General features: G+C 57.8%; 21 protein-coding genes and 1 riboswitch. Of the genes, 17 read left to right on the forward strand and 4 right to left on the reverse strand.

The window, feature by feature from the left end; all coding sequences use genetic code 11:
- Positions 1–5: 5 nt before the first annotated feature.
- The 12 genes from J2S31_RS08905 (at position 6) to folK (ending at position 13,182) form a co-directional block, all read left to right on the forward strand.
- Entirely contained in the window at positions 6–1,004 is a 999-nt protein-coding gene (locus tag J2S31_RS08905; protein ID WP_237098735.1) for a MinD/ParA family ATP-binding protein, read from the forward strand.
- A gap of 86 nt (positions 1,005–1,090) precedes the next feature.
- Positions 1,091–2,482: a hypothetical protein gene (locus J2S31_RS08910; protein ID WP_237098736.1), complete on the forward strand. Its 1,392-nt coding sequence runs from the start codon at positions 1,091–1,093 to the stop codon at positions 2,480–2,482.
- The gene (locus J2S31_RS08915) at positions 2,479–3,132 is read left to right on the forward strand and encodes an alpha/beta hydrolase (protein ID WP_237098737.1); all 654 of its coding nucleotides are present in this window, start codon (positions 2,479–2,481) and stop codon (positions 3,130–3,132) included. The genes J2S31_RS08910 and J2S31_RS08915 overlap by 4 nt, the downstream gene beginning before the upstream one ends.
- A 44-nt stretch (positions 3,133–3,176) precedes the next feature.
- Positions 3,177–3,363, forward strand: a riboswitch (cobalamin riboswitch).
- Between the two features lie 103 nt (positions 3,364–3,466).
- Complete coding sequence (locus J2S31_RS08920) at positions 3,467–4,450, forward strand: ABC transporter substrate-binding protein (protein ID WP_237098738.1); 984 nt, start codon at positions 3,467–3,469, stop codon at positions 4,448–4,450.
- Between the two features lie 14 nt (positions 4,451–4,464).
- Positions 4,465–5,259 (forward strand): heme ABC transporter ATP-binding protein, encoded by a 795-nt coding sequence (locus J2S31_RS08925; protein ID WP_442939897.1) that lies wholly within the window; start codon positions 4,465–4,467, stop codon positions 5,257–5,259.
- Positions 5,259–6,278: a FecCD family ABC transporter permease gene (locus tag J2S31_RS08930; protein ID WP_237098740.1), complete on the forward strand. Its 1,020-nt coding sequence runs from the start codon at positions 5,259–5,261 to the stop codon at positions 6,276–6,278. Before J2S31_RS08925 ends, J2S31_RS08930 begins: the two co-directional genes overlap by 1 nt.
- A gap of 7 nt (positions 6,279–6,285) precedes the next feature.
- Entirely contained in the window at positions 6,286–7,791 is a 1,506-nt protein-coding gene (locus J2S31_RS08935) for a cobyric acid synthase (protein WP_237098741.1), read from the forward strand.
- 19 nt (positions 7,792–7,810) lie between these two features.
- Positions 7,811–9,664, forward strand: coding sequence for a TonB-dependent receptor plug domain-containing protein (locus J2S31_RS08940; protein ID WP_237098742.1), 1,854 nt, complete (start codon positions 7,811–7,813; stop codon positions 9,662–9,664).
- A gap of 10 nt (positions 9,665–9,674) precedes the next feature.
- Entirely contained in the window at positions 9,675–10,850 is a 1,176-nt protein-coding gene (locus J2S31_RS08945) for an energy transducer TonB (protein ID WP_237098743.1), read from the forward strand.
- Positions 10,851–10,890: 40 nt separating this feature from the next.
- Positions 10,891–11,322, forward strand: coding sequence for a c-type cytochrome (locus J2S31_RS08950; RefSeq protein WP_237098744.1), 432 nt, complete (start codon positions 10,891–10,893; stop codon positions 11,320–11,322).
- A gap of 100 nt (positions 11,323–11,422) precedes the next feature.
- Positions 11,423–12,658: an LL-diaminopimelate aminotransferase gene (locus J2S31_RS08955; RefSeq protein WP_237098745.1), complete on the forward strand. Its 1,236-nt coding sequence runs from the start codon at positions 11,423–11,425 to the stop codon at positions 12,656–12,658.
- Positions 12,659–12,684: 26 nt separating this feature from the next.
- Positions 12,685–13,182: a 2-amino-4-hydroxy-6-hydroxymethyldihydropteridine diphosphokinase gene (folK, locus tag J2S31_RS08960; protein WP_237098746.1), complete on the forward strand. Its 498-nt coding sequence runs from the start codon at positions 12,685–12,687 to the stop codon at positions 13,180–13,182.
- Here the strand turns inward: folK and thiI are convergent.
- From thiI to tmk, 4 genes are read right to left on the reverse strand one after another with little or no spacing between them, the layout of a single operon-like run.
- Entirely contained in the window at positions 13,174–14,364 is a 1,191-nt protein-coding gene (gene thiI / locus J2S31_RS08965; protein WP_237098747.1) for a tRNA uracil 4-sulfurtransferase ThiI, read from the reverse strand. The genes folK and thiI overlap by 9 nt on opposite strands.
- Positions 14,361–15,551 carry a cysteine desulfurase family protein gene (locus J2S31_RS08970; RefSeq protein ID WP_237098748.1) on the reverse strand — a complete coding sequence of 397 codons (1,191 nt, stop codon included), beginning with the start codon at positions 15,549–15,551 and terminating at the stop codon, positions 14,361–14,363. Before J2S31_RS08970 ends, thiI begins: the two co-directional genes overlap by 4 nt.
- Positions 15,552–15,569: 18 nt before the next feature.
- Positions 15,570–16,124 (reverse strand): UbiX family flavin prenyltransferase, encoded by a 555-nt coding sequence (locus J2S31_RS08975; RefSeq protein ID WP_237098749.1) that lies wholly within the window; start codon positions 16,122–16,124, stop codon positions 15,570–15,572.
- On the reverse strand, positions 16,121–16,741 hold the full coding sequence (gene tmk / locus J2S31_RS08980) for a dTMP kinase (protein ID WP_237098750.1): 621 nt from the start codon (positions 16,739–16,741) through the stop codon (positions 16,121–16,123). The genes J2S31_RS08975 and tmk overlap by 4 nt, the downstream gene beginning before the upstream one ends.
- A gap of 195 nt (positions 16,742–16,936) precedes the next feature.
- Here tmk and J2S31_RS08985 point away from each other — a divergent pair, with 195 nt between their 5' ends.
- From J2S31_RS08985 to J2S31_RS09005, 5 genes are all read left to right on the forward strand, one after another.
- A complete protein-coding gene (locus tag J2S31_RS08985) occupies positions 16,937–17,470 on the forward strand; it encodes a hypothetical protein (protein WP_237098751.1) in 534 nt (177 codons plus the stop codon).
- A gap of 19 nt (positions 17,471–17,489) precedes the next feature.
- The gene (locus tag J2S31_RS08990) at positions 17,490–18,323 is read left to right on the forward strand and encodes a DnaJ domain-containing protein (protein ID WP_237098752.1); all 834 of its coding nucleotides are present in this window, start codon (positions 17,490–17,492) and stop codon (positions 18,321–18,323) included.
- Positions 18,324–18,569: 246 nt separating this feature from the next.
- Complete coding sequence (locus J2S31_RS08995; protein WP_237098753.1) at positions 18,570–19,808, forward strand: efflux RND transporter periplasmic adaptor subunit; 1,239 nt, start codon at positions 18,570–18,572, stop codon at positions 19,806–19,808.
- Positions 19,809–19,814: 6 nt separating this feature from the next.
- Entirely contained in the window at positions 19,815–23,072 is a 3,258-nt protein-coding gene (locus J2S31_RS09000) for an efflux RND transporter permease subunit (RefSeq protein WP_237098754.1), read from the forward strand.
- A gap of 13 nt (positions 23,073–23,085) precedes the next feature.
- On the forward strand, positions 23,086–23,781 hold the full coding sequence (locus J2S31_RS09005; RefSeq protein WP_237098755.1) for a hypothetical protein: 696 nt from the start codon (positions 23,086–23,088) through the stop codon (positions 23,779–23,781).
- Positions 23,782–23,792: the final 11 nt, after the last annotated feature.

The following is a 23,792-nucleotide window of genomic DNA, read 5'->3' on the forward strand; positions in this document are numbered from 1 at the left end:
AGCAGGTGAGCATTTTGACCACGAAGCATTCCAGTCAAATCATCGCCGTCGGCGGCGGCAAGGGCGGCGTCGGCAAAAGCGTGATCGCCACCAACCTGGCGGTGGCCATGGCGCTCACCGGGCAGAAGGTGGTGCTGGTGGACGGCGACTTCGGCGCCTCCAACCTGCACGCGCTGGTGGGCATCAGCAATCCCCGCTACGGCTTCCGCGACTTCTTCGTGCACGACGGCATCGAGGACGACCCTTCTCCCCTGCTCCAGGAAACCGGGCTGGTGAACCTGAAGTTCCTGAGCACGTCGGGAAGCCTGCCGGGCAGTGCGGACATCAACCAGAAACAGCAGAACCGCGTCATGAACGTGCTCCGCAACCTGAAGACGGATGCGGTGTGCATCGACCTCGGTCCGGGCACGGGATTCCATACGGTGGACTTTTTCAACCTCGCCGACCGGCAGGTGGCGGTGTCCACGCCGGAGATGACGTCCATCACCAACACGTTCCATTACATTAAGTCGGCCCTGTTCCGCCGCATCAGCCAGGAGTTCAAGGCCAATGCCGAAATCCAGCACGCGCTCGACTTCTCCAGGAACCCGGAGGTGAGCGAGGACTGTTTCGAGATCGACCAGCTCCGCGCCAAAATAAAGGAGAGCGATCCCGATTCGCTGGAGGCGGTGAACGATATCATCCGCACCTTCTCGCCGGGACTGGTCATCAACCGCGTGCGCGGCAAGCGCGACATCATGGCAGGCGACACCCTTTGCAAGCTCGTCAAAAAATACCTCGACGTGGACGCGCAGTATCTCGGCTACGTGGTGGACAGCGAAGAGGTGCGCGGCTCCATCGATGACATGGTGCCGTTCCTCATCAAAGACCCGGCCAGCAAACCCTCGGAAAACATCCGCCAGGTACTGAGCAACCTGACCCACACGGACCTGCACATGGTCAAGAAAAACGGCTCGATGTTCGTGTCGCTGGAGATCAAGCTGAAGTCCGGCTGGGACCGCTGACTACCGGCCATCTCCCTCCCTCCCCGCGCCTCCCTCTGTTTTCGAATCTGTTAAGATAATTCGCAGATATCTTTTTTCGGAATCGCATGTCGAAAGATTACCAAAGCCAGCTTGGAAACCTGTTGCGGCTCGGCCGCGAGCAGGGTCACCCGCTGTACGTGGTGGGCGGCACCCTGCGTGACCGCGCGATGGGCAAGGCCTGCGCCGATTTCGATTTCACCTGCAAGAACGCGCCGGAGGTAGCGCACCGCTTCGCCGAAGCATATTCGCTGACGCGGGTGCCTCTGGATTCCACGCCGGGGCGCGAGACTCACCGCGTGGTGATCGCGCGCGACGTGTATTTCGATTTTTCCACCCTGCAGGGCGAAACGCTGGAAGACGACCTCTCTCGCCGCGACTTCACCATCAACGCCCTCGGCCAGCCGCTGGAGGATTTCGTCACAGGCAAAGACGCGGTGATCGATCCCTTCGGAGGACGGGAGGACATCGACCGCCGCGTGGTGCGCGCCCTGCCCGGCCCGGTGTTCGAGGACGACCCCCTGCGCCTGCTCCGCGCCTTTCGTTTTGCCAACACGCTGGGCTTCGCCATCGATCCGAAAACGACAGAACGCATCACCGAAACCCGCGGCCGCATCCGTACCGTCGCCGCCGAACGGCTGTCTTACGAGCTTTTGATCCTGCTCGGCACCGCCAACTCGCACATGGAACGCATGGTGGAGACGGGAGTGTTGTCCGCGCTCATCCCAGAATTGGCTCCGCATTTCGGTCACGACCCCGAAGGCCTTTTACCGGAGAGCGGACAGGAGGCACTGCGCATTCTGGACCGGCTGGAAATTCTGCTTGTGGAAACCGAGAAGATTTCGCCAAAACACCGCACCTGCTTGCGGGACTTCATCGACGTGCCCCCGCGGCGCGCCCTGCTCAAACTTGCGGTGCTGTTGAGTCCTATGGACGACGCACAACCCCACCGTTTGAAAATGAAAAACGATTCTCTCCCCGTTCGCGTCATGAAAGACCTGCGGCTCAGCAACGACCGCATCCACTTCACCGACCGGGCGCTTACAATTCACAATCATCTGGTCGAGCACACGGAAACGCTGGCCGGGGGCCATGAGGGAGGGGACTTCTCCGGTATCTACAGCCTGTGCAAACAGTCGGAGGACGATTTCTTTTCCGGTGCGATTCTGGCCACGGCTGTTAAGATGGAACGTGGCGGCGACCTGCAATCGTTCCTGCTGGCGCTCAACCGGATCATGGAATTTTACCTGAATACGTATCTGCCGGCGCAGGAGCATCCGGCGCTGCTGAACGGACGCACGTTGACGCGCAAGTTTCACCTGTCACCGTCGCCGGCATACAAAACCATACTCGACCGCGTGGAAGAAGCGCGCGTGCTGGGGCGCATCGCCACACGCGGAGAAGCGGAAGCGCTGGCCGCCGATCTCATTCAACAACTCCAACTCAAACAGGACACATGACCATGCAATACCAGAACCAGACCTGGCTGGGAAAGAAAGTCATCATCGGCCAGACTTCCATAAATCCCTCCAAACCGGTGAACGTACTCATCGGTTTCCACGGCGCCGAATCCACACCGGAAAATATGTTGATCCATGGCAACCGCCTGCAATTGACCAACACCGTCACCATCTATCCGGAAGGACCAGTGGACGCGGGCAACGGCGTGTGGAGTTGGTGGCTGGATGGTCCCCGGCAGAAGGAAGCGGTCCAGCAGTTTCTGGACTTCACCGCCGGCATGGTGGACGAAACCCACCGCTTCATGAAAAAGCAGAGCGTCGCCAACGGATTCCACACCTGCCTGTGGGGATTTTCGCAGGGCGGTGCGGCGTCGCTGGTGTACGCACTGATGGGCAAACACCCCGTGCACAAGGTGGCGTCCATCTGCGGCTTCCTGCCGGAGTTGCCGGAGGTTACCACTCAAAACGGCGCGACACAGATCCTCGGCATCTTCGGGGCCAACGACGACGTGGTACCGTCTTTCCTCGCCGAACACGCGCTGGACGAGATGCAAAGCCGCGGCCATACCCTGACCGCAAAGGAAACTCCGCAGGGGCACGAGGTGAGCGCGGAGAACATCCAGGACCTGATCCGCTTCTTCGAAGCCTGATCCCCCCTCCCCTTTTCGGGAAATTTCATTGACTTGCCCCGGCGTTTTGCTATGCTGATGCCAAATTGAACCGCTGTATTCAGAAGTAGGAAAGACGGTGCGAATCCGTCGCGGTGCCGCCGCTGTAACCGGGGACGATACCCGCATCTTGCCACTGTTCCAGAGAACGGGAAGGCGCGGGCAGTAGGACGATCCGGAAGCCAGAAAGCCTGTCTGAATATGCTTCACACACTCTCCGGGACCTGAGAGGTGAAGGTGACATGACCTGTTTCCCTTTCCACCCGGAAAGGGATTTTTTGTTTGGGCCTTCCAGGTTTCCGGATTGGAACCGGATATGACCGCGCGCCCGGCAAACAATCGCTTTCCCAAGCCATCACTGTATCCACCGCTCGTTGCGATCGGAAGCTCATTCCGAAGCGTCTGTGCGGTGTTGTGCCTGCTCGCCTTGCTGGTGTTTGCGAATCCGTCGTGGGGGGCGGATTCCAATAAAGCACCCCAGCGCATCATCTCCATGTCGCCGTCCATCACCGAGTTTCTGTTCGAACTGGGCGTGGGCGACCGCGTGGTCGGCGTCACCAATTTCTGCAAACACCCGCCGGAAGCCTGCACCCGCACGAAAATCGGCAGTCTCCTGCATCCCAGTGTCGAACGTTGGATCACGTTGAATCCGGACCTCATCATCCACCAGGCCACCAGCCACACGCTGAAGAACAACGCGGTGAATCTCCACATCCGCACGCTCGCCGTCGAGATGCAGACCCTCGACCAGATTTTCGAATCGGTGCGAAAGATGGGAAAGGCTTTGCAGATTGAGGAGCGCGCCGAGCAGTGGATCAACCGGGTTCAATCCGGGATCGATACATACCGTCAAAAATTGAAAGGACACGCGCCCAAGTCCGCCCTGCTGATCCTCGGAGACAGCAATGAACCCGGCCGCAGTCTGTATGCCGTCGGCCCCAGTTCTTTTCTGGGTGAACTGTTTGCCCTGGCGGGGGGAAAAAACATCGTCACCGACACCATCGCCCCCTACCCCAAGATCAACAAGGAATACATCATCCAGCAATCGCCGCAGGTCATCATCGAAGCCGGACCGGCCATGAACATGAGCGTGGAGGAGAAGGCGGCGCGGCTTAAAGAGTGGCGGCGCTTTTCCACCATCCGCGCCGTCTCCGAAAACAACATCCATTTCATCGGCGCCGACTACATCCTCATCCCCGGCCCGCGCCTTTTGAGTATTCTCGACGACTTCGCCCGCGCCCTGCATCCGGAGGTATTCGGGGCACCGAGGGAGTCTTCCACACAGGGAGGACAGGGATGACGACCGCCGCTTCCATGCCCACCGCCACCCAACCGCTCCTGCGCGCCGAGGGCATTTCGTTCGCCTACGACAAAGACCCCGTCGTGCGCGAGGTGTCGCTGGACATTTCTTCCGGCGAATTCGTCGGCATCATCGGGCCCAACGGTTCCGGCAAATCCACCCTGCTCAAACTCATGGCGGGCATCCTGGAACCGGACAGCCAGCGCGTGCTGTTTCGCGGCCGCGACATCCAGTCCTGCAACCGCAAGCAATTGGCGCAGTCCATCGCCTGGATTCCGCAGGAGCACCATATGCCATTCCCGTTCAAGGTGAGCGAAGTGGTGATGATGGGACGACATCCGTATCTCTCCGCGTTCACCTTCGAGGGAGAAAATGATTTCGAGATCGTCCGTCGCGCTCTGGAACAGACGCAGACGTCGGTGTTTGCCGAGCGGCTGTTCAACGAAATCAGCGGCGGTGAAAAACAGCGCGTCATGCTGGCCAGCGCCATCGCCCAGGAACCGGAAGCGATGCTGTTGGACGAACCGACGAGCGCGCTCGATCTCAAGTACCAGGTGGAACTGCTGAAAATTCTGAACGACCTCAACCGCAGGCAAAACGTCACCATCACCGTCGCCATGCACGACCTGCACCTCGCCTCAAAATACTGCCGCCGCCTCGTATTGCTGAAACAGGGCCGTGTGATCAAGGACGGCACACCGGCGGACGTTTTGCAGAAATCCATTCTGGAGGAGGTGTACGAGATCGGCGTCAACATCTATCGCGATGAGGCCGACGGCAGCTTCCTGATTTCTCCGGAGGGTACGTGATGCTGACCAACACGCATGGACTCACGCCCCGCCGCTACGTGCAGGTGGTCACCGCGTTCTTCCTGTTCTTCCTCCTGATACTGGGAATCGCACCACTGATTGGCCCCACCAGCGTCGATCTGATGAAGGCGCTGTCGCGCGACATCCCGTTCGCCGAGAACGTGGACGCCAATATTTTATTCATCGCGCGTTTTCCGCGCATCCTGCTGGGTGCGTTGACCGGCGGGGCGCTCGCCATCTCCGGCGCGGTTTTGCAGGCGTTGTTGCGCAACGACCTCGCCGCGCCGTTCACGCTGGGCATCTCCAGCGGCGCCTCCCTGGGAGCGGTCGTCGCCATTGCGCTCAATCTCAACTTCATGTTCCTCGGCTTCTCGTCGGTGCCCATCGCCGCATTCCTTGGTGCACTGGGAGCGATGTTCCTCGTGTTCAGCCTGGTCAAGACGCGGCACGGCGATTTCCCCACGGGTGTTCTTCTGCTCGCCGGGGTGACGGCGAATTTCTTTTTCGCCTCGCTCGTCATGTTCATCCATTACCTGTCCGACTTCACACAATCGTTCCAGATCGTGCGCTGGATGATGGGTGGGCTCGACATCACCAGCTACGAAACCGTGTGGTCAATCCTGCCCCTGGTGCTGATCGGGCTGGCCGGACTGCTCTACATCGCGCGCGACCTCAATCTCATCAGCGCCGGCGTCCATTCAGCACAGAGCCGGGGCGTGGATGTGAAACGCACGCAGAAGCTGGCGTTCGTGCTGGCCTCCCTGACCACCGGCACGGTGGTGGCGACCAGCGGACCCATCGGTTTCGTCGGGCTCATCGTGCCGCACATGGTGCGGCTGGTGATCGGCCCCGACCTGCGCCTGCTCATCCCGGCATCGTTTTTCTTCGGCGCCAGTTTTCTGGTTCTGTGCGATTCGTTCGGACGCACGTTCATCGCGCCGGTGGAGATTCCCGTCGGCGTCATCACCGCTCTGTTGGGCGGGCCATTCTTCGTTTGGTTGTTAAAACGGCAGAGGTGATTTAATCATGACCGCAAAAACCTTGATGGTGCAGGGAACCGGATCGGGCGTCGGCAAAAGTGTGATCACCGCCGCCCTGTGCCGCTGGTTTTACAGGAAAGGCCTGAAGGTCGCCCCCTTCAAGGCGCAGAACATGTCACTCAACGCCTACGTCTGCGAGGACGGCGGCGAGATCGGCCGCGCGCAGGCGTTCCAGGCCGAGGCCTGCGGCATCGCCCCCACGGTTCAAATGAACCCGGTTCTCTTAAAACCGGCGGGCGACAACCTGTCGCAGGTGATCCTCCTGGGCCGCCCCGCGCACACGCGCAACGCGAAGGACTATTACAAGGGCAAGCCCGCCTATCTCGACCAGGTGAAGCAGGCACTGGCGGACCTGCGCCGGGAATACGATCTGGTCATCCTCGAAGGAGCGGGATCGCCTGCCGAAATCAATTTGCGCGAGATGGATTTCGTCAACATGGCGATGGCGAAAGAAGCGGATGCCAAGGTGCTGTTGGTCGGCGACATCGACCGCGGTGGCGTGTTCGCCTGGATGAAAGGCACCTACGATCTGCTCACTCAAGACGAGCAGGACCGCGTCGCCGGATTCCTCATCAACAAATTCCGCGGCGACGTCGATCTTTTAAAACCCGGCCTCAAGCAGTTCGAGGACCTGGTTGCCAAACCCGTGCTGGGCGTCATTCCGTTCGACCACAACCTGTTCGTGGACGAGGAGGACTCCCTGCCCTTCGGCACGTACGGCGAAATGAAAACCGACGCGGGGTTGCTGGACGTTGCCATCCTGCGGGTGCCGCGCATCGCCAACTTCACCGACTTCTCACCGTTGATGGAAGATCCGGCGGTGGCCGTGCGCTATGTATGGACGGAAGCGCAGTTGGGATCGCCGGATCTCATCGTCCTCCCCGGAACCAAGAACACGTTGGAGGACATGCGGTTTCTGAAAATGCAGGGACTCGACCGCGCCGTGCATCGCTGTCATGAAGATGGAACCGTGGTGCTCGGCATCTGCGGCGGTTTTCAGATGATGGGACGCGAGTTGACCGATCCCGACCGCATCGAAAGCACCGCGGAAAAGATCGACGGCCTGGGACTTCTGCCCCTCACCACCACGATGCAGTCGAAAAAAATCACGCGGCAGGTGCGATTGACCACCGGCCGCTCGCCCGCTTTCGATAGCGGTCTCACGGTGTGGGGGTATGAAATCCACAACGGCGTCTCACAGGTAACCGGATCGTGCGCGGCGCTGTTTGCAAAAACCGATGCAGAGGACGCGGATTCGCTGGGAGTGTGCGACAGCACGGGCACGCTGATCGGCACATACCTGCACGGCATTCTGGACAACGATCCCCTGCGCCACGCGCTGTTGAACCGCGTCCGCCAGCTTCGAAACATTCCCCCTGTCAAAGAACCGTTCGATTACCAGCAGTTCCGCGAACGGCAATGGGATCGCCTGGCTGGCTGGCTGGACGCCTCCATCGATATGAAACGCATTGAAGCATTGCTTGAAACTTAAAAGAAACCAGAGGAAAAGAATGAAAAAAAAGATTCTCATAGTTCTGGCCACCCTGCTGGGAGCCACTCTCCCCCACCTGGTGTTGGCAGAAGAGAATAAGAACCAGGTAGAAACACTGGCGCCGATCGAGATTCACGCCACCCGATCGCAGACCAAACCGGAAAACCAGACGGCGTCCTATACGGTGATCACGCGCGAGGACATCGAAAAGAAAAAGCACATGCAGGTGAAAGACATTCTTCAGGAGCAATTGGGCATCAATGTGGTGCAAACGGGGCCGTTGGGCAGTTCCACCACTCTTTTCATGCGCGGGGCCAATTCACAATCGACTCTGGTGATGATCGACGGCGTGCAGGTGAAAGCCAACTCCACCGGCAGTTTCAGCTTTGCCCATTTGCAGATGGACAACATCGAGCGCATCGAAATCCTGCGCGGCCCGCAAAGCACCTTGTGGGGCGCCGATGCGGTGGGTGGCGTCATCAATATCGTCACCCGCAAGGGACAAGGGGAGCCGACGCACACCTTGTCCTTCGAAGGCGGCAGTTTTGAAACCTTCAAGGAAAGCATCACCAGTTCGGGCTCCTATAAAAACCTGGATTATTCCCTGAGCGCGTCGAACACCGACAGTGAAGGCTTCTCCGCCTTCAACGAACGCCGGGGCGGTATCGAAAACGACGGGTATGCCAACCGCACGTTTTCATCGCGCCTCGGCTACAACTTCCTTGAAGACGGGCGCGTGGAGTTCATCGGCCGCTACATACGCGCACGCAGTCATTTCGACGGATTCGATCCCATCACCTTCACTTTCTCCGATACCCTGCCCCACCACATCAACAACGACACCGTTTACGCCGCGCTCCCCATACAGAAAGCGCTCACCGAAAACTGGGATCTGAAGATCAGTCCCAGCGTGTTCGTGGACGAGTTGGACACCATCGACCCCACGTTCGGCGACTCGTTCATCATCAACAGAACCTACACGGTGGACGTGCAAAATAACGTGTATATCAATGAAAACATCTCGACCGTTTTCGGGTTCGAGCACCAGGCCACCAATGCCGCCAACGCCAGCCAGGGCATGGCTCTTCAAAACGAAAACCAGGGCTATTATCTTCAGTTGCAGTTCAATCACAATGACCGGTTTCTGCTGAACGCCGGCGTGCGGGAAGACATCAACACCCGCTTCGCCAATAAATTCACCTACAAGATCGAAGCCGCTTACCGCCTTGTGGAAACCGGCACCCGCCTGCGCGGCGGATTCGCCACCGGCTTCCGCGCCCCGTCGGTCAACGAAATCCTGTTTCCGTTTTTTGGCAATCCCAATATCCAGCCGGAAGAAACGGAAAGTTTCGAGATCGGAGTGGAACAGGCGCTGCTGTCCGACCGCGTGTCCGTGGCGGTGACGTATTTCAACATGGACCTGAAAAACCAGATCCAGCCCAACCCGGCGACGTTCATCGCCGAGAACATCGGCCGGGCGCGTTCGCAGGGCATCGAGACCAGCGTTCGCTGGCAGGTACTGGATGACGTCGATGTGAACGCCGCCTACACGTGGAACCAGGCGGTGGACTCCAGCACCGGCGCGTTACTGGTGCGGCGGCCGCGTCACACCGCTTCCGCCACCCTGCATCACACCTGGCGCAACCTGCTCGACTGGCTGGTGACGGTGCAGTACCGGAGCGCCATGGTGTCCGGCACCGGACGCGTCGGCGGTCGCGCCATCGTGCGCGCGGCGGTGGGGTACCAACTGACGAAACAACTCAAGCTGACCGCACGCGGTGAGAACCTGCTGGACAAAAAATACGAGGAGTCGCTGTTCTTCGGCACGGCGGGGATTTCCGGTTATGCCGGATTCGAGTATTCCTTTCACTGATACGAGAACCATGTTTTCCACGGACAGCCACATTCAATCCAGACGGATTTTCATCACAGCGCTGGGCTGTTCTGTGGTCTTGCACGGACTCGTCTTCGCCGCATTCACTTTGTGGCCGGAATCCAGGGAGGACGTGACGGAGAAAGAAAACTTCAAAATCCAGAAAGTCCGGCTGGTGACCTCATCACCCACCGGCTCTCATACGGAAGGCCCGCAGAAAAACAATAAAGGCCTCGTTGATCGGGTCCCTGAAGAAATGCGTCAGCCGCGTTTCCAGCAAATGCAACCCGTGCAAATAGCCAAACACATCACGCCACCCGCTCCGCTCCAATGGGAAGCTCAACCGGAAAAGCCAATTCCCTTCCAGCAAGGAAAAACATTTTCCGCAACTCGCATGATGCGGAAACCTGTGACCGTCCGGCCGAAGGAACCCGTACAGCCCAGAACCAGGGCCCGGCTGGCATTCAAAAAAGAAATCCATCCGCATTCGCCGATGGTCTATTCTCCACCTCAGCCCGGCCGGTCCACGCTCGCGCAATCCAACGGTTGGGAACCCCCGCCGGGCAAACGTTATGCCCATACCGTGCAACCCACTCTCTCCTTTGCCGGAACCAAGCAAACAACGAAAGCCGGACAACGGCACTCCTCGCGTGAGGAAACCACGCAATTGCACAGCGAAGAAACGAATTTTTCCATCCCCACGGCCTCGTGGACCGGAGCCCAAACGGTGTCGAAAGAGGTCCTGAAGGAACCGATTACGGAAAAGGGGTCCAATACCGCACCTCCCTCGCAAGAAAAGGCGGATGCGATTAATTCTGATTTTGACGAATCCGCCCCTCAACAATTTGCATCCAAAGGATTCACAGGCTCCGATTCCGGGGGCGAAGACCTGAATGCGTTGAAAAACGGTTTCATCCTGGAAATCCGGAACCGGATCGCAAAACACAAGTTTTATCCCCTTTTAGCCAGGCGGCGGGGGTTGGAAGGGCAACCCGTGGTGCATTTCAGGATCACCCGCAGTGGTATTATTCAGGATTTGCATGTGGCGCTTTCTTCCGGAAGCGGCATTCTGGACGACGCCGCTTTGGAATCCGTGAAACAAGGCGCGCCCTTTCCCGTCATCCCGAAAGCGCTCAACCGCGACTCGATGACGATCCAACTGCCCATCGCCTTCACACTCGATTAAACCGGTTCGTCGAAACCGATCTTAATTTCTGGAGACAAGAATGCACTGGACCCGAACTTCGTTGATTGTTTCCTTATGTGCCCTGTTGCTGGCGGCATGCGCCCCGCAACCCAACAAAACCGTTCCGCCGGAATACAAACGCGGGCAGGATTTGTTCCACACCGTCTGTTCCAACTGCCACGGTTCCGACGCACTGGGCGGGCACACCAAGGCCCCCAACCTGATCGATGCGGTTTATGTGAAAAGCGAATTTTCCGACCAGGAAATCCGGCACACCATCAACAACGGGTCCGGCAAGATGCCCTCGCAGAAGGGAAAGTTTTCGGATGAAGAGATCACCGAAATCATCAAGTACCTGCGCTTCAGTCAGAAGGAAGCCAACCTGGTAATGGACGCCGAGGCCATGGATGAGTTTTATGACGCACCCCTGCCGGCCGATCCCATCGAGGAAGATGACGTGAAGGAAGGGTGACGCACCCCTCCCCGCCTTGACACCCTCCCGGATTTTGGCTAAATTGTGCCGTCCTTGGAGTCCATACCTCATTTCACACAGTCATACCGGAGCCCAATTCATGTCGGAAAGCTATATACAGTCCCAGTTTGCAAACCGCATCGGCGGAACGCAATTCGGCAAAGACACCAAAATCTACAAGTTCGAAAAGATCAAGCGCGCCAAGCGCGCCGCACTGGAAGCCAACCCCGGCAAGGAACTGTTCGACATGGGTGTGGGCGAACCGGATGAGATGGCTGACAATGGCGTGGTCGCCACGCTGGAACAGGAAGCTCGCAAACCGGAAAATCGCGGTTACACCGACAACGGCATCGACGCGTTCAAGGAAGCGGCGGTGCGTTACATGGAAAAAACGTTCGGCGTGAAGGGACTCGATCCCAAGAAACACGTCAACCACAGCATCGGCTCCAAGCCCGGGCTGGCCATGATGCCGCTGATCTTCATCAACCCCGGCGATGTGACGTTGATGACGACCCCCGGTTACCCGGTCATGGGCACGCACACGCAGTACCTCGGCGGCGAGGTGGTGAACCTGCCGTTAACGGAAGAAAACCACTTCCTGCCCGATCTCAAAAGCATCGACTCGGATACCGCCAAACGCGCCAAACTGCTGTGCATCAATTATCCCAACAATCCGACCGGCGCCAACGCGACGCGCAAATTTTATGAAGAGGTGGTGGAGTTTGCCAAAGGCAACGACATCGTGGTGGTGCAGGACGCGGCGTACTCGACGCTGATTTACGACACTGAGCCCCTCAGCTTTCTTTCGGTCCCGGGCGCGATGGACGTGGGCGTGGAGTTCCACTCCCATTCCAAGGCATACAACATGACGGGGTGGCGCATTGCCTTCATCGCCGGCAACGAACTGGTGGTGAAAGGTTTCGCCAACATCAAGGACAACATCGACTCCGGCCAGTTCGCCGCCATCCAGAAGGCCGGCATCTACGCGCTGGAGCATCCGGAGATCACGGCACGCATCGTGGAAAAATACAAACGCCGCCTGCGTTTGCTGGTGGACAGCCTGAACTCCGTCGGTTTCAAAGCGACCATGCCCGGCGGCTCGTTCTTCCTGTTCGTCAAAGCACCCAAAGGCATCCAGGGCGGACCGAAGTTCGAAAACGCCGAGGCGTTTTCGCAGTATATGATCACCGAGCATCTGATCTCCACCGTGCCGTGGGATGACGTTGGCAACTTTGTCCGCTTCTCCGCAACTTTCGCCGCCAAGGACGAAGCGGATGAAGTTCGCATCATGCAGGAAATCAAAAAACGCCTGGCCACGGTGAAATTCGAGTTTTAACGACGGCTTCTTTAAAGGGACCTGTCATGTCCCGCACCGCCATCATCGGTATCGGTTCCAATATGGGAGACGCTCCCGGCCACTGCCGGGAGGCGATCGACCGCATGCGGGCGCACCCGGCGCTGACCCTGCGCGCCGCTTCTTCCCTGTACCAAACCCAACCCTACGGCAAGACCGATCAGGACTGGTTCATCAACGCCGTGGCGCAGGTGGAAACGGACCTTTCTCCTGCGGACCTGCTGAAAACTCTGCTGGGCATTGAAAAAGAAATGGGACGCGAACGGCGGGAAAAATGGGGACCGCGCACCATCGATCTCGACCTGTTGCTGTACGATGCGGAAATAATAGAGGAAAAGGATCTGCAAGTGCCGCACCCGGGCATAGCGGAGCGGCGCTTCGTACTGGAACCGCTGGCGGAGATCGCGCCGGACCGGATTCACCCCACCCTGAATAAATCCATCGCAGACCTGCTTGCCGAGGTGCAGGACGATCTGCAAGTCACGCGCCTTCCCAACTCAGCCTAGCTCATCGACCTCGATGACTTCCATTTTGTCAATGGCCGCCTGCATCAACTCCTGCCAGGGATAACGCGTTTCATCTTCTTCCAGCTCGTCCAGCTTGCTTTTTGTTGTGGGATTGGGCGGCATGAATACCGAACAACAGTCGGGTTGTGGCTCGATGCTGATGCCGTATGTCCCCAGCTCTTTCGCCTGCCGGATGATGTCGTTTTTATCCGTTCCGATGAGCGGACGAAACACACTGAGCGACACCAGCCCCGATACCGCGTTGAGGTTTTCCAGCGTTTGCGACGCCACCTGTCCCAGCGACTCGCCGGTGACCAGCGCGAGGTATCGATATTGCTCGGCCACCGCCTGGGCGATGCGGTACATCATGCGCCGGTACAGCACCACGCGGTTGGGAGCACGACAATGATCGCGGATCGATTCCTGTATGGTTTCAAACGGAACCACATACAGCCGCGCCCGGCTTTGGTACCGGTTCAGTTGGCGGCACAATCGTTTGACCTTGTCGTAGCCCCCGCGGCCCATGTACGGCTGGTTGTCGAAGAAGATGCCGTGCACCCGGCATCCACGTTTGATGATGCGGAACAGCGCCACCGGACTGTCGATGCCGCCGGAGATCAATCCCAGTACCTCGCCGGAACTGCCGACCGGCAGGCCGCGCAAACCGGCGATGCGGTTTTTGAACACCACCGTGTGCTCCTGCCCGATCTCGATTTCCAGCGTGAACTCGGCGTGGTCGATATCCACTTCCAGACCGCGTTCATGAAGCCGGCCGAGAATGCGCGAACCCACTTCGTAATTGACCTCCGTCGACGTTTTGGGAAACCGCTTGTCGGCACGCTTGGTCTGCACGCAGAATTTAAGCCCTTTACCGGGAACAAGGAGAGGGTCGATCCATTGCACACCAAGTTCCGCCATGGCCTCCATATCCGGTTCCATAGCCACCCCCAGGCTGAACGAAGCGACGCCGGGAACGCAAACAAGGCGTTGCGCCGCCATGTCCGCTACCTCCTCTGGACAATCTATGCGGATGCGGCCGTGCGGCTTTTGAATTGAAACCCCATCCAATCCCTTGAGGGCGTGGCGGATGTTGTCCGCCAACCGGTTGATGAACATACTTCGGTTTTTTCCCTTAAGCCCGATTTCATCGTACCGGACCAGGATGGTGCATTTCTGTGTCATGAGTTGGCGAATCGACGTGAGAAGGAAGGATAAAGAGATTCGTGAGCCCGGGCGAAGGCCGCGAGAAAACGGTCCACCTCTTCCACCGTGTTGGTGTGATTGAAGGATATGCGGAGACTGCACCGTGCTTCTTCACGCGTGCAGCCGATTCCCGTCAAAATCTTCGACGGTTCTTTCGAATGCGCGCTGCATGCGGAGCCAAGCCCCACATAAATGCCCTGTTCTTCCAGATGATGCAGAACCACCTCGCCTTCAACAGGAGCAAAACTGAAATTGACGATGGCGGGCGATTGCAACGCGTTGCCCGGGTCCACGGACGAATTGAATTTCAAATTCAGGTTGGGATTGCTGGAAGCAAGCGTTTTGAGCCCCGCCACCAGCCGCTCCCGCAAAATGGAAAACGTCTTGCATGCGGAGGCGGTGCGTTTGGTAGCCAGTTGTACGGCGTGAGCCATCGCCACGATCAATGGCACCGGCAAGGTGCCGGAGCGCATGCCGTACTGCTGTTTGCCGCCGTGAATCTGTGGCTTGAGGCTCAATCGCGAATCGACCACCAACAAACCGATGCCTTTCGGCCCGTGAAACTTGTGCGCCGACATCGAGTAGCCGGAAAGTCCCTCCCACATGGTTTCGGTGATCGGCAGTTTGCCCACCGCCTGCACACCGTCAAGAAACAGCCGCGTCTGCGGCGCGTGTTCCTTTAAAAGCGGGGTCAATACCTGCGGATCATTGATGCTTCCCAGTTCGTTGTTGACGTGCGATAAAAACAGCCAGCGCACTTTCTGCTTCTTGAGTTCGGGGATCGCATCCGTATCCAGCCGCCCTTCTTTCTGAAACTCCAACAGCGATACCGGCTCGTTGCCATATTCCTTTAAAGCGTCCAGCGTTTCTTTCACGCTGGGGTGTTCCAGTCCCAGGCACGCCGCCTTCTTATCCGGAAAACACGTTCCCTTAATGAAGAGATTGTTGGATTCACTGCCGCCGCTGGTGAAGATGATGCGGAACCGCGAAGGAAGGCACAGGCTTTCGCGGATGCGGTCCTCCGCCTCCTGGATTTTCTGTTTCGCATCGTGGCCGAGGCGGTACACCGCACCGGAGTTGCCGAAGTCCTCCTGTAGAGACTTCGTCATCACCTCGATCACTTCCGGGGCCATCGGCGTGGTGGCGGCGTTATCCAGATAAATCATTTTGTTTGTGCTTTCCTGTCAGGCCGAATAAGGCGGCATGATGTCCTGCTCGACACCCAACTGATCGAGAATGCGCGCGACGACAAAGTCAACCAGGTCGCCCACCGATTTCGGGTTGTTGTAAAAACCCGGATTGGCGGGCAGGATCAACGCTCCCGCCTGGTCGAGCGCCAGCATGTTTTTCAAATGAATCGTGCTGAACGGCGCTTCCCGCGGCACCACGATCAGTTTCCCTTTTTCCTTCAACACCACATCGGCGGCACGCTCCACCAGACTGGCGGAGATGCCGGCGGCAATGCGTCCCACCGTGCCCATGCTGGCCGGGACGATGACCATGCCGTCGGTTTTGAACGAACCGCTGGCAATGGAAGTATTGATCTTCGAATTTTTATAAACCGTCGCGTTTTCTTTTTCGAAGTATGACGGCGACAAATCAAGTTCCAGCCGGAGCAACTCCGCGCCGCGCTCGGAGATCACCACATGCAGTTCCGCCTTCGGTTGCAGAACATCGAACAACCGCCTGGCGTAACACACCCCACTGGCTCCGGTGACGGCAAGAATGAACCGCTTCATCGCGCCCTCCGGATACCGAGCAGATCGTCCGCCACAGCCGCCACCTGCCGGTGCACGGCATCGACGGAGCCGTCGCTGTCGATGCGCCGGATATGCGGTCCTTCAAACGAATCGAAAATGGCATGTACCTTTTTCAAATATTCCTTTTTCTCAAACGAACTGAAACCGTCGCGGCCCTGAGCAATGCGCTCAAAACTCGTTTCAAGCGAACCGGAAAAAATCAAAACCCGGTCCGGACGCGGCGCAAAAGCCTCGTTGTCCGCGCAGATTTTTTGAGGATCGAATCCCAGCGCCCCCTGGTACGCGGCGGTGGAATAATAATAGCGGTCGATCACCACCACCTTGTTCGCATCGAGCGCAGGACGGATGTTCTGCTCCACATCCTCTTTGCGATCATTCAAAAACCACTGCAACTCCTCGTCCGGGGTGATGCCGCCCCTCCCTTCCGTCAAAATTTTGCGGATTTTCTGACCCCACGGTCCCTGCGTTGGTTCACGCAACCTCACCACAGGCAAACCGCACTGTTCCAGGTAATCCCCCAGCAGGGTTCCCTGCGTGGTCTTCCCCGTGCCGTCGATGCCCTCCAGCGCAATCAGATAACCGCGGTCCAACTCCATATTCTTCCCAATGCCGTCGGAAAAATCCGGTCGTGCGTTGGCATTCCCGGACAGTTGCTTTTGACATTTTTTTAATTCATAATTGTGCAAAAAACGCCAACCTGGACAGGCAGAATGCATATCCAATTCGCGGCTTTTCTGCTCCATGTCGGTTTTTAAACCTTATCATAGAACCATTTAGCGAAGGGCGGAAAATTGAAAAAATTCTGGGCCATCTTTGGGTGGATTTGTCTCGGCATTTTCCTGCAATTCAAATTCAACATCCTGTACGGCATTGTCTTCCTAGAAAATCTGAATTTTCACGACCGTACGTATTTCGTCAAAATGAATCTGACCGATGTCGAAGGTCCGGTGAGCATTTTGAAAGTGGAGACCACCGTCCACCATTCGCTCGGCAAGGATTATTTCGCCAACGTATACATCCCGGAAAGTTACAAAGTCATCAATAAAGAACCGTACCTGGGAACGGAGGCCATTCCCGGTTACGTCGCCTATGCCATGAACATGAAACGCAAGTACCGCGACGTTCTGGCGACGGAAGATTTCATCATCGCACCCAAGACCCCCGATGACACCATCGAGTCGAAGCCCATCCTGGTCCATTTTGAAAATATGAAGCAGAGGCTTCACAAGGATGAGACCTTCCACCTGGCCACCGCCAAGGGGGATACCCGGCTGGAGGGCCCGGCAGTAGCTGAGGCCGTGTACCCCCAACAGTTGGGGATGTGATCCGGCTTTTACGGAAGCCATGAAAACCCACACCAAAGATTACTACCGGATCCTGGACGTCGCCGAAACCGCGTCTCCCGAAGAGATCAAAAAAGCCTACCGTAAACTGGCGGTGGAAACCCATCCCGATCGGAATCCCAACGACCCGAAGGCGGAAGACCGGTTTAAAGACATCACCGAAGCTTATGGTGTGTTGATGGACCCGAAAAAGCGGCAGGAGTACGATCTGTTCCGCAGGCTGGGCGGGGGACGGCCGGGCCAGCAATTCAATTACACCCAGCAGGAAATATTCGAGAACATGTTCCGGCAGGCGTTCGGCCGCGACATGTTCAACAACCTCAACCGCGACTTCCAGCAATCGGGCTTCCGCCACGGCACCAACTTTTTCGAGACCCTGCTGTTCACCGGTGCCGCCGGTACGCTGGCGCGCCTGCTCCGCATGATCCCCGGTCCCATCGGCAAAATCGGCACCGGGCTCTGGGTCCTGCAATCGGTGGGCGCCACCCTCTACACCATGAATCGCCGCCGGAAAGCGCAGGCACAGGCCGAAGGAAAAGAAGACGCCAACCAACCCGGCCTGTTCCAGAAAGTGAAGGGCCTGTTCATCAAACCCGAGACCGACACACAACAGAATGCCCTGAACCTGCATTTCAAAATCACCATCCGTTCCGAAGAAGCCCGTGAGGGCACCAAAAAAGAACTGACGTACAAGGTGGGAGAAAGCACGGAACGTCTGCTGGTCGCCATTCCGGCTGGCATCCAGCCCGGCGGCCGCCTGCGTATCCGCAATAAGGGGCAGAAACAAGATGACCGACGCGGAGACGTGATCCTGACCGTAAACGTCACCGCCTGATCGCCTTTCCCATCCGGCCCTCCGCCTTTTCAAAGCTCCATGCGGGCACTAAAAACCTTAATGCATGCCCGCCCCCAAATGCGGTATGCTGATAAGCTCATGGCCTTGCAATCACTTTAACCACCGATCATTCAAACTTCTACCGATCTCCTGATACTCGTGACCGACCCATTCATAAATCCATCCGTCCGTTCCCATTCGGCCCCGTATAGAAGAACTGTTTTCATCCGGCTGGGGGTGGCCCTGTTGTCTTTTCTGATCCTGCTACCTGTGCCCGGCTGGAGTCAATTCACCTTCACCGTCCCCGTCGGCGTGGCCAAGGCCGTCGAGCGGTCAGCGCGGGAAAAAATCGAGTTGCCCGGCACCGTGCATCCCTGGGCAACGACCCAGCTCTCGGCGGAGATCGACGGCCGCGTTGAACAAATCTTGTTTAAAGAAGGTCAACGCGTGAAAAAAGGCGCTCCCCTGGTCAAGCTTCGCATTCGTCCTCTGCTTCTGGAACGCGATCTCGCGGTTGCCGAAAAGCGGCGTATCGAAACCCTTTTGCAGGAGCTGGAAACCGGAACCCGCCAGGAAACCATCGAGGCCGCACGGCATGCGGTGGAACAGGCCAAGGCCCGGTTGACGCTGGCGGAAAATGAACTGCGGCGGATCAAAAAACTGTACCAGGAGGGTGTGCTGAGTCTCGACGCCTACGACAAGGCCGCGGCAGGAGCCGACCAGGCGGCGGCATTCCTGCAGGAAAAAAGCTCGGTGTTGGAAGAACTGGTTGCGGGACCGCGCATCGAACGCATTCAGCAGGAAAAGGCCAATCTCGAGGCCGCCAACGCGCGCATTCGTTTGATTGAGGACGATATTCAGCAAGGAACCATTTACGCGCCATTCGACGGTTACATCACGCAAAAAATCACGGAAGTCGGCCAATGGCTGGAGAAAGGCGATCAGGCCGTCGCCATGATCGCCGCCAGTCCACTCAAGGTGGAAGTCAACCTCCCGCAATTTCAATTCAACGAAGTGCAGGTGGGCTCCCCCGCTGAAATCATCCTGGAAAGCCACGAGGTGAACACAAAAACTCATGTGTTTTCGGGAAACGTCATCGAAAAAGTGCCACAGGGCGATCCCGTTTCCCGCACGTTTCCTGTTCGGATCAAAGTTACCAAAACCAATTCCTCTCTTGCGCCCGGCATGCTGGTGAAGGTCCGGTTCACCCCCGACCGGAAAGACCTTGAGAAACGCCTGTTTGTGCCAAAGGACTCGATCGTCCGCACCCCAAGAGGAGCCAACGTCTGGGTGGTGCGGGAAAACGAAGAAAAGAAAATGATGGCTTACCAGGTGACCGTGAAAACAGGTACACTGGTAGACAGCATGATCGCCGTGGAATTCGTTGATGGGAGAATCGAGCCCGGAGAATGGGTTGTTGTGGATGGCAACGAGCGCTTGAAACCCGACACCGAAGTCCGCATTATCAACAAACATCTCAACTGATGTGCCATGAAGCTGGTCGAACAATCCCTCAGATATGGCGTCACCGTTGCCGTGGGGGTGATCCTCATTCTCATGTTCGGCATCATGTCCCTCCTGCGCATCCCCGTTCAACTGATCCCTGAAATCAGCGAACCGGAACTGAGCATCCGCACTACATGGCCCGGCGCCAGTCCGGAAGAGATCGAGCGCGAGATCATCGACGAGCAGGAGAGCCAGCTCAAATCCATCGTCGGTCTGGTTGAGATGGAAAGCACAGCGAAGACCGGCGTGGCGGAAGTGTACCTGACCTTCCAGGTCGGCACCAACCTGCAGATGGCCCTCGTCCGCACTGCCAACGCACTCGACCAGGTCGAGACCTACCCGGAGGATGTGGACCAGCCCATCATCAAGACCAGCAACATCTCCGACCGCCCCATCGGCTGGTTCGTTCTGCAACCGCTCCCCGGCAAGGAAAAAGAGATCAATGTTTATGAGTATCGAGACTTCGCGGAGGATGTGATCCAGACCCGCTTCCAGCGCGTACCGGGAGTCTCCGACAGTGAGGTGTACGGGGGCAGCCCGCTGGAGTTGCAGGTGGTCTTCGACCCGGAAGCCCTGGCCGAGCGCGGCATCACCATTTTCCAACTGCGTGAGGAGTTGCGCAAAAAGAACCGCAACATCAGTGGCGGCGATTTCGACGAAGGCAAACGGCGCTATATCATCCGCACGACGGGCGAGTTTCAATCCGAAGAAGAAGTCGAGAACACCATCCTCACCCACGTCAACGGCACGCCGGTTTACGTGAAGGACGTGGCCGAAGTGCGACTCGCACACGATGAACTGCGCGACTACGTGCGGCACAATGGACTGCCGGGGATTTCGCTCAACGCGCGCCGGGAGATCGGGTCCAACATCCTGCAGGTGATGGGGGAACTGAAGGCGGTGGTGAAGGACCTCAATGACAACGTGCTGAACCCGATGGGCATGCACCTGCACCAGACGGCGGACAAGACCGAGTACATCTCCCGCTCCATCGACATGGTCATGTTCAACCTGGTGGTGGGCGGATCGTTCGCCATCATCATTCTGCTCGTATTCCTGCGCAGTTTTTTCAGCACCCTGGCCATTGCCATTGCGATCCCAATCAGCGTCATCGGTTCGTTCCTGGTCATCACCCTTATGGGCAAGACCATCAACGTCATCATGCTGGCGGGCATGGCCTTCGCCGTCGGTATGGTGGTGGACGCATCGATCATCGTGCTCGAAAACATCTACCGCCACCGGCAAAAAGGAAAAGATACTTTCGACGCGGCGCACGACGGGGCGCGGGAAGTGTGGGGCGCGATCTTCGCCAGCACGCTGACCACGCTCGCGGTGTTCATTCCCATCCTCTTCATCGAAGAGGAAGTCGGACAGTTGTTCCAGGACATCGCCGTCGCCATCAGCGCCGCCGTCACGCTGTCTATGATCGTCAGCATCCTCGTCATTCCGGCATTGAGCCGCAAACTGCTCAACTTCGAAAACATCCACGCTCCCTCGAGCAGCCGATTCGTTTCCTCGTTCCGCAATCTGTTCGGCCTCGTGCCTCTAGCATCACGATTCAATGAAACCGTGGTCCGCATCCTGCGATTCATCTTCCAATCCAAACTGAGGCAGGTGGTGGTGATTGTCGCCTTGACGGCAGTCCCCACGTATCTCGCGTGGCTGATGTTGCCGAAGACCGAGTATCTGCCGGAAGGCGACCAAAACGTCATCATCGGCATGATGATTCCGCCGCAGGGATACAACATTCAGGAAATGACGCGCATCGGCAACGAGATGGAAAAAAACTACGCGCCCTACTGGCAGGTGGAACCGGGAAGCCCGGAGGAAGCGAAGCTTGACGGTCCGGCGGTGCGCAACTTCCTGTTCATCGGAAGCCGCGGGCGCCTGTTCACCGTCGTTAAAGCCAAAGATCCGGAACGCGCCAAGGACCTCATCCCCGTACTGCGCAATGAATTGAAAAAGGTGCCGGGGATGATCGCCGTCTCGAAACAATTGTCGCTGTTCTCCAGCGCCTTCACCGGGTCGCGCGGCATCGAGATGAACATCATGGGACCGGACCTCGTGCGCATCACGGAAATTGCGCGCGAGTCGTTCTTCAAGGTGCAGGAGATCATGTCCGACGCGCAGATTCGTCCCAATCCCGGCATCGAGCTGGGTCAGCCGCAAATCCAGATTCGACCCCGGTGGAAGCAAGCGGCGGAGATGGGCGTCGATGTCTCCGAACTCGGTTACTCCGTCGCGGCTCTGGTGGACGGCGTGTTTGCGGACGAGGTGTACCTCGACGCCGACAAGGTGTCCGCGCCTTACCTGCCGCGCGACGGCATCGACCTCATCCTCATGAGCCGCGATCTGGAAGCGCGCAAAACACAGGACATCCCGAATCTCATCATCCGCACTCCGCGTGGGCAGGCGGTGCCTTTGAACAGCATCACCGACATGGTGGAGACCGTGAGTACGGAAACGATCCGACACTTCGAACGCCAACGCGCGGTGACGCTCGAAATCACCCCGCCCATGACCATCGCGCTTGAAGATGCCATCGCCATGGTGAAGGAAAAAATCATTCAGCCTCTCAAAGATCAGGGAATCCTGACGGGTGGTTACGCCATCACCCTCACCGGCAACGCCGACAAGCTGGAGAAAACGCGTGAGGCGATGGGCGGCAACTTCCTTCTCGCCCTGGTCATCACGTACCTCTTGCTGGCGGTGCTGTTCCAGCACTGGGGATTTCCTCTCATCATCATGCTCAGCGTGCCGATGGCCGCGGTCGGCGGGGTGTTCGGCTTGTGGGCACTCAACAAGTTCATCCTGCAACCGCTGGACGTGCTCACCATGCTGGGCTTCATCATCCTCATCGGTGTCGTGGTGAACAACGCGATCCTGATCATTTACCAGGCGCTGTTGCACATCCGCGAAGACGGCATGCACTACCGCGACGCCATTCTGGAAAGCGTGAGCAACCGCATCCGGCCGATCTTCATGAGCACCTTCACCAGCATCTTCGGTCTCCTGCCGCTTGTCGTGTTTCCCGGCGCAGGCAGTGAGATTTATAGAGGCATCGGCGTGGTCATTCTGTCGGGACTGTTCTTCAGCGCGCTGTTCACGCTGTTCCTCATTCCCGCTCTGATGAACCTCAGCTCCAGCATCCGCCAGGGCGAGCCGCCGGAGCCGACCCAAACCGAAACGCGCGTGCGTCCGCAAGCCAAAACAACGCCGCAACCCTCACCCACCCGCATGTAACCTCAACCGTATTATGGATAGACCACAACTCGTTGCCTACTGGCGAAATTTTTTCAGCGACCTTTTGGTCGGCACCTTCAAAAGCCTGTTTCTGTTTTCGACGGCTGGCTTGACACTTGCCGCTCTTTCCGGATGGGGATTGGACACGTGGTTCCTCGATCCAACCGGTTGGAACATGGCGGTCCAGTGGCTGATCCTGATCCTGGCCCTGGTCTGGCTGTTGCCGCTTGGCATGTTCCACGGACTGGTGGCCAGCGCGTTGGCCACCGTCGGCAAAAAACTGAAGGAAGCCGTCAACGGCCTGCACGACCTTTTGGATATCCTGGTCAAGGGCGTGTTTTCCCATTACCCCAACCTCAGCAAGAACATCTCAAAGCAGGAGCTGGGCGAAAAGTTCGATCAGATCGGCCACAAGTTTCTGGAGGACCTCAAGCTCAAGGGCGGTCCCATCAGTTACATCAAGGGACTCATCTTTCGCATCATTTTAAAAGCGCTGAAGTTTTTCTTCCTCGACGATGTGATGGAAGAAATCAAGAAGAAGCCCGGCGAGGAGGTGACGCGCGCCGATATCGAAAGCGCAGTGCGCCGCGTGGGGGTGGAGTTTCTGCTGTCCACGATTCATGACAACATCATGATCCTGCAGGTGGCGAATGCCATCGTGATGCTGTTGCTCTTCGGGTTGCCGTTCGGGATTCTGGCGTTGTTTTGAGGGAGTGGGAA

This window comes from Nitrospina gracilis Nb-211 (assembly GCF_021845525.1).
Taxonomy (GTDB): domain Bacteria; phylum Nitrospinota; class Nitrospinia; order Nitrospinales; family Nitrospinaceae; genus Nitrospina; species Nitrospina gracilis_A.